The 4,645-nt window shown below is 74.8% G+C and carries 3 protein-coding genes; all 3 read left to right on the forward strand.

Annotated features, from left to right (window positions below; translation table 11 throughout):
* A partial coding sequence (locus tag V7793_RS33730) for an ABC transporter ATP-binding protein (protein WP_336013506.1) occupies nt 1-1,939 on the forward strand: 1,939 nt, incomplete at its 5' end.
* A complete protein-coding gene (locus tag V7793_RS33735; protein WP_336013507.1) occupies nt 1,932-3,644 on the forward strand; it encodes an ABC transporter ATP-binding protein in 1,713 nt (570 codons plus the stop codon). The genes V7793_RS33730 and V7793_RS33735, both read left to right, overlap by 8 nt.
* 143 nt (nt 3,645-3,787) lie before the next feature.
* Nucleotides 3,788-4,621, forward strand: coding sequence for a siderophore-interacting protein (locus V7793_RS33740; protein ID WP_336013508.1), 834 nt, complete (start codon nt 3,788-3,790; stop codon nt 4,619-4,621).
* Nucleotides 4,622-4,645: the final 24 nt, after the last annotated feature.

Raw genomic sequence — 4,645 nt, forward strand, 5'->3', positions numbered from 1 at the left:
CGTCGTGAGCACCCAACACGCCAAGCCGGAGCACCACCCCGGCACCGCCGACGAGCCCCCGGGCCCGCCGACCGCCGAGGAGGTCCCGCCCGCCGGGGACGCCCCGGAGGAGGACGTTCCGGAGGACGTCCCGGAGGAGGGCTCCCCGGAAGAGGAAGAACAGAGCCCACGGGACCTCTCGCCCGAACGGCGGCGACGGGCCCGCGCCCTGCTGCGCGGCTCCCTGCGGCCGCACTGGGCGACGGTCGGCGCGGCCATGGCCGCCGCCGGAGTCCGGCAGATCGCCTTCCTCGCGGTCCCGTGGTGCATCCAGAAGGCGCTGGACGACGGCGTCACGGCCAAGGACAACCACGCCCTGATGGTGTGGGCCGCGGCCACGCTGTGTGCCGCGGGCGTCCAGTTCGCCGGGCTCTACGGCTGGCAGTACTGGGCCGGTTCCGCCGACGCCAAGGTGGGAGCCGACCTGCGCTCCCGCCTCTTGCGGCACCTGGCCGGCCTGGACCGCGCCGCGCTCGCCTCCCGCGGCCACGGCGATCTGGCCATGCGCGCCGGCCGGGACACGGACCTGGTGCGTGAGTGGGTGCACGGCCTGGCCATCTGGGTCGTGTTGGCCACCACCTTCGCCGGCGTCCTGACCGGCATGGGCGTGCTCGACGTGTCGCTGCTGCTGGTGACGCTGGGCATGCTGCCGTTCCTGGTCTGGGTCAACCTGTACTTCCCGCGCCGCTTCGGCGCGGCCAGCGGCGCGCTGGCCGAGGCGCACGGCGTCCGCGCCGAGGCCGTGGCCGACCTGCTCCAGCTCGGCACCGGCCTGCGTGGCACGGGTGGCCACCGGCCGCTCGTGGCCCGGCACGACGCGGCCAGCGCCGCCGTCACCGACCGCACCGTCAAGGCGGCCCGGATCGAGGCCTCCTGGGCGTCCGTCGCGCCCTTCGTCCCGCGGCTGGCCGTGGCCGTCGGCGTGGGCTTCGGCGGCCTCGCGGTCCTCGACGGCCGGCTGACCATCGGCGGCCTGGTCGCCTTCACGTCCTGGATGGCCAGCATCACCCTCGCCACCCGCGTCCTGGTCGACCGGCTCCTCGCCCGCGGGCAGGCCGACGTGGCCGCCTCCCGCATCGACGAGGCGCTGTCCATCGAAGCCACCGTCACCGACCCGGCCGAGCCGGTCGCGCTCACCTCCGGCGGCGACCTGGAGCTGGCCGGCGTCAGCGCGGTCCGCGACGGCGTCACCGTCCTCGCGCCGCTCGACCTGACCGTCCGCGCCGGGGAGTTCGTCGCCGTGAACGGCGCCACCGGCTCCGGCAAGAGCACCCTGCTGCGCCTGCCCGTCCGGCTCGACGACCCCGGCACGGGGGCCGTCCGCTACGGCGGCACGGACCTGCGCGAGGCCGCCCTGGACGACATCCGCGGCCGGATCGCGTACGTCGCCCAGCGGCCGATGCTGCTGTCCGGCACGGTCGCCGAGAACCTGCGGCTCGGCCGCGACATGCCGGACGAGGCCCTGCACGCCGCCTGCGAAACCGCCGGTATCCACGACCAGATCACCGCGATGGCCGACGGCTACGGCACCGAACTCGGCGAGAGCGGCACCGCCCTGTCGGGCGGACAGGTCCAGCGGCTGGCCATCGCCCGCGCGCTGTTGGGCGAACCGGAAGTGCTGATCCTGGACGACTCCACGTCCGCCCTGGACACCACCACCGAGCGACTGATCCTCGACCGCCTGCGCACATGGGCCGCGGGCCGCACCATCGTCTTCGCCACGCACCGCACGGCGGTGCTGGAGGCGGCGGACCGCGTCGTGACACTGACGGCCGCGGGGTGTGGGGGTGACGCCGGCGATGCCGGCGCCCCCGGCGCCACCGGCAAGGACGCCCCCGCCGCCCCCCAGGCGGCACCCGCACCCGTATCCGCCACCACCCCGGAGGCCCCCCGTGGCTGAGCCGGTTCTGCTTGCCGAGCAGCCCGACGAGCGGCGCGTGCTGCGTCGCGCCGCCCCCTATCTGCGCCCGCACCGGCGCGCGCTCGTCGTCGCCCTCGTGGTCGGGCTGGCGGACTCCGCCGCGCTGGTGGCCGTCGCCCCGCTGATCGGGCGGGCGACGGACGCCCTGCTCGACCGGGACCGCGGCGGGCTGCTGACCGCCGCCGTGGTCCTCGTCGTCCTCGCGGTCCTCCAGCTGGGCCTGGCCCGCGCGGGCGAGCTGCTGCTGGCGAAGGCCGGCGAGAACGTCGTGCGCAGCCTGCGCGAGAAGTGCGTGGAGAACCTGGCTTCGGCGCCGCTGCGGTTCCTGGAGTCGCACCGCACGGGCGACCTGCTGCGCCGTACGACGGGCGAGGTGGCCGCCCTGGCCTCCTTCGTGCGCATGCACCTGCGCAGGCTGGTGTCGGCGACGGCCACGCTCGCCTTCACCCTCGTCGTGCTCTTCGGCTACTCGTGGCAGCTGGCGCTGGTGCAGATCGCCGTCTTCGTGCCGCTGACGCTCCTGGTGATGCGCTGGTTCCAGCGGTCCGCGCCGCGCGCGTTCGGCGGGAAGGCGGCGGCGGAGGCGACGGTCGCGGCAACGTTCACCGAGACCCTGAACGTGCGGGAGGCGCTGCAGAGCGCCCGCGGCCTGCCGGGCTGGCTGCGCCGGTTCGACCGGGAGAACACCGCGGCCGTGGGCGCGGCCCGGCGCGCGATCCGGGTGGAGAACCGCATCGACCTGGTCGGCCTGATCGAGGGGTTCGCGCTGGTCGTGCTGCTGCTCGTCGGCGGCTGGTCCGTCTCCCGCGGCGCGATGGGCGTCGGCACCGTCGTGGTCTTCGTCCTGGCGAGCCGTAACCTCTTCGACTCCTTCTCCGACATCTCGCAGCTCGTGGGCGAGGTGCAGACGGCGCGTACGGGCCTGGCCCGGCTGCTGGACCTGCTGGCGGCCACCGACCGGTCCGCGGACGACAAGCCCCGGGAGGGCGGCCCGGCCGCGGAGCTGCCCCTGCGCGGCGAACTCTCCTGCGAGGACCTCGGCTACTCCTACCGCGACGGCACGGAGGTGCTGCGGGGCGTCTCCCTGGGCTTCCCGGTGGGCGACCGCACCGGCCTGGTCGGCGAGACCGGCTCGGGCAAGACGACGCTGTCGAAGCTGCTGTGCGGCCTCTACGCGCCCGACCGGGGCGCGGTGCGCTTCGCCGGCGTCGACCTGCGGGAGATCCCGGAGGCCGAGCTGCGCCGCCGCGTGGTGCTGGTGCCGCAGGAGGTCCGCATGGTGACGGGCACGGTGGCGGCGAACCTGGAGCTGGTGCACAGCGCTCCGGGCCGGGCCGGGATGGAACGGGCCGTCGCCGAGCTGGGACTTCAGGAGTGGCTCCGTGATCTGGGCGGTCTCGACGCCCAGGTGGGCGTGCGCGGCGCGCGCCTGTCGGCGGGGGAGAGGCAGATCGTCGGACTGCTGAGGGCGGCCCTGGCCGACCCGGCGGTGCTCGTCCTGGACGAGGCGACCGCCGACATCGACCCGGTGACGGCGGGCCGGCTGGAGCACGCCCTGGACGGGATGCGCGGCGACCGCACGATCATCGTGGTCGCGCACCGGCCGGCCACCATCGCCCGGCTGCCGCGCGTGGTCACGCTCGACGGGGGCCGGGTGGCGGGAACGATGGCGACTACACGATGAGTTAGGTTAGGGTTGCCTAACTTCGGTTCGGAGGGGTCCTCCGGCCGTACACGTGACGCCCGGTGGCCCTCGCGCGCCCGCGCGGGGGCCACCGCACCGCGGTGCCGGTCCCGCGGCACACCCCGGCCAGATTGGGATGATCGATGACCATTGAGACGCTCCCGCCGCGCATGCGCATCGTCCGCCATCCGCTCAAGTACCGCCTGCTGGAGGTGCGCAGGGTCGACCGGCTCACCCCCTCCACCGTGCGGGTGACGTTCGCCGGCCCCGCGCTGGAAGGATTCTGCGAGCAGGCGCCGACCGACCACGTGAAGCTCTGCTTCGCCGAAGCGGGCGCCGAACTGCCCGTCGAGCCGGTCATCAGCAACGACACCTGGATGGACGCCCCCGTGGAGCCCATCACCCGGGACTACACCGTCCGTTACTACCGCCCCGACGCGCAGGAACTGGACGTCGACATGGTCCTGCACGGCGACGGCGTGGGCTCGGCCTGGGCCGCGCGGGCGGAGCCGGGCATGCGGCTCGGCGTCCTCGGTCCGCGCGGCTCCGAGATCCTGCCGATGGTCCACGACTGGTACCTGCTGGCCGCCGAGGAGACCGCCCTGCCCGCGCTCGGCCGCTGGCTGGAGATGCTGCCCGCGGGCGTCCGCGTCCTCGCCTTCGCCGAGGTGCCCGGCCCGCAGGACGAGCAGCACTTCTCCACCGCCGCCGACTGCACCATGACCTGGCTCCACCGCGGGGACGCCCCGGCCGGCACGAGCGACCTGATGGAACAGGCCATCCGCGCCGCCGAACTGCCCGCCGAGGGGCTCGGCTACGCCTGGATCGCCGGCGAGGCCGGCACGCTCAAGCCCATCCGCCGCTACCTGCGCCGCGACCTCGGCATGGCCAAGGAGCAGGTGGACATCGACGGTTACTGGAAGCGCGGCGTGGAGAACCACGACCACCACTCGGACGAAGAGCACGAGCACGCGTGAGCACCACCGCCGCTCCCACCACCA

The sequence above is a fragment of the Streptomyces sp. KLMMK genome (assembly GCF_036961605.1).
Lineage (GTDB): Bacteria > Actinomycetota > Actinomycetes > Streptomycetales > Streptomycetaceae > Streptomyces > Streptomyces telluris.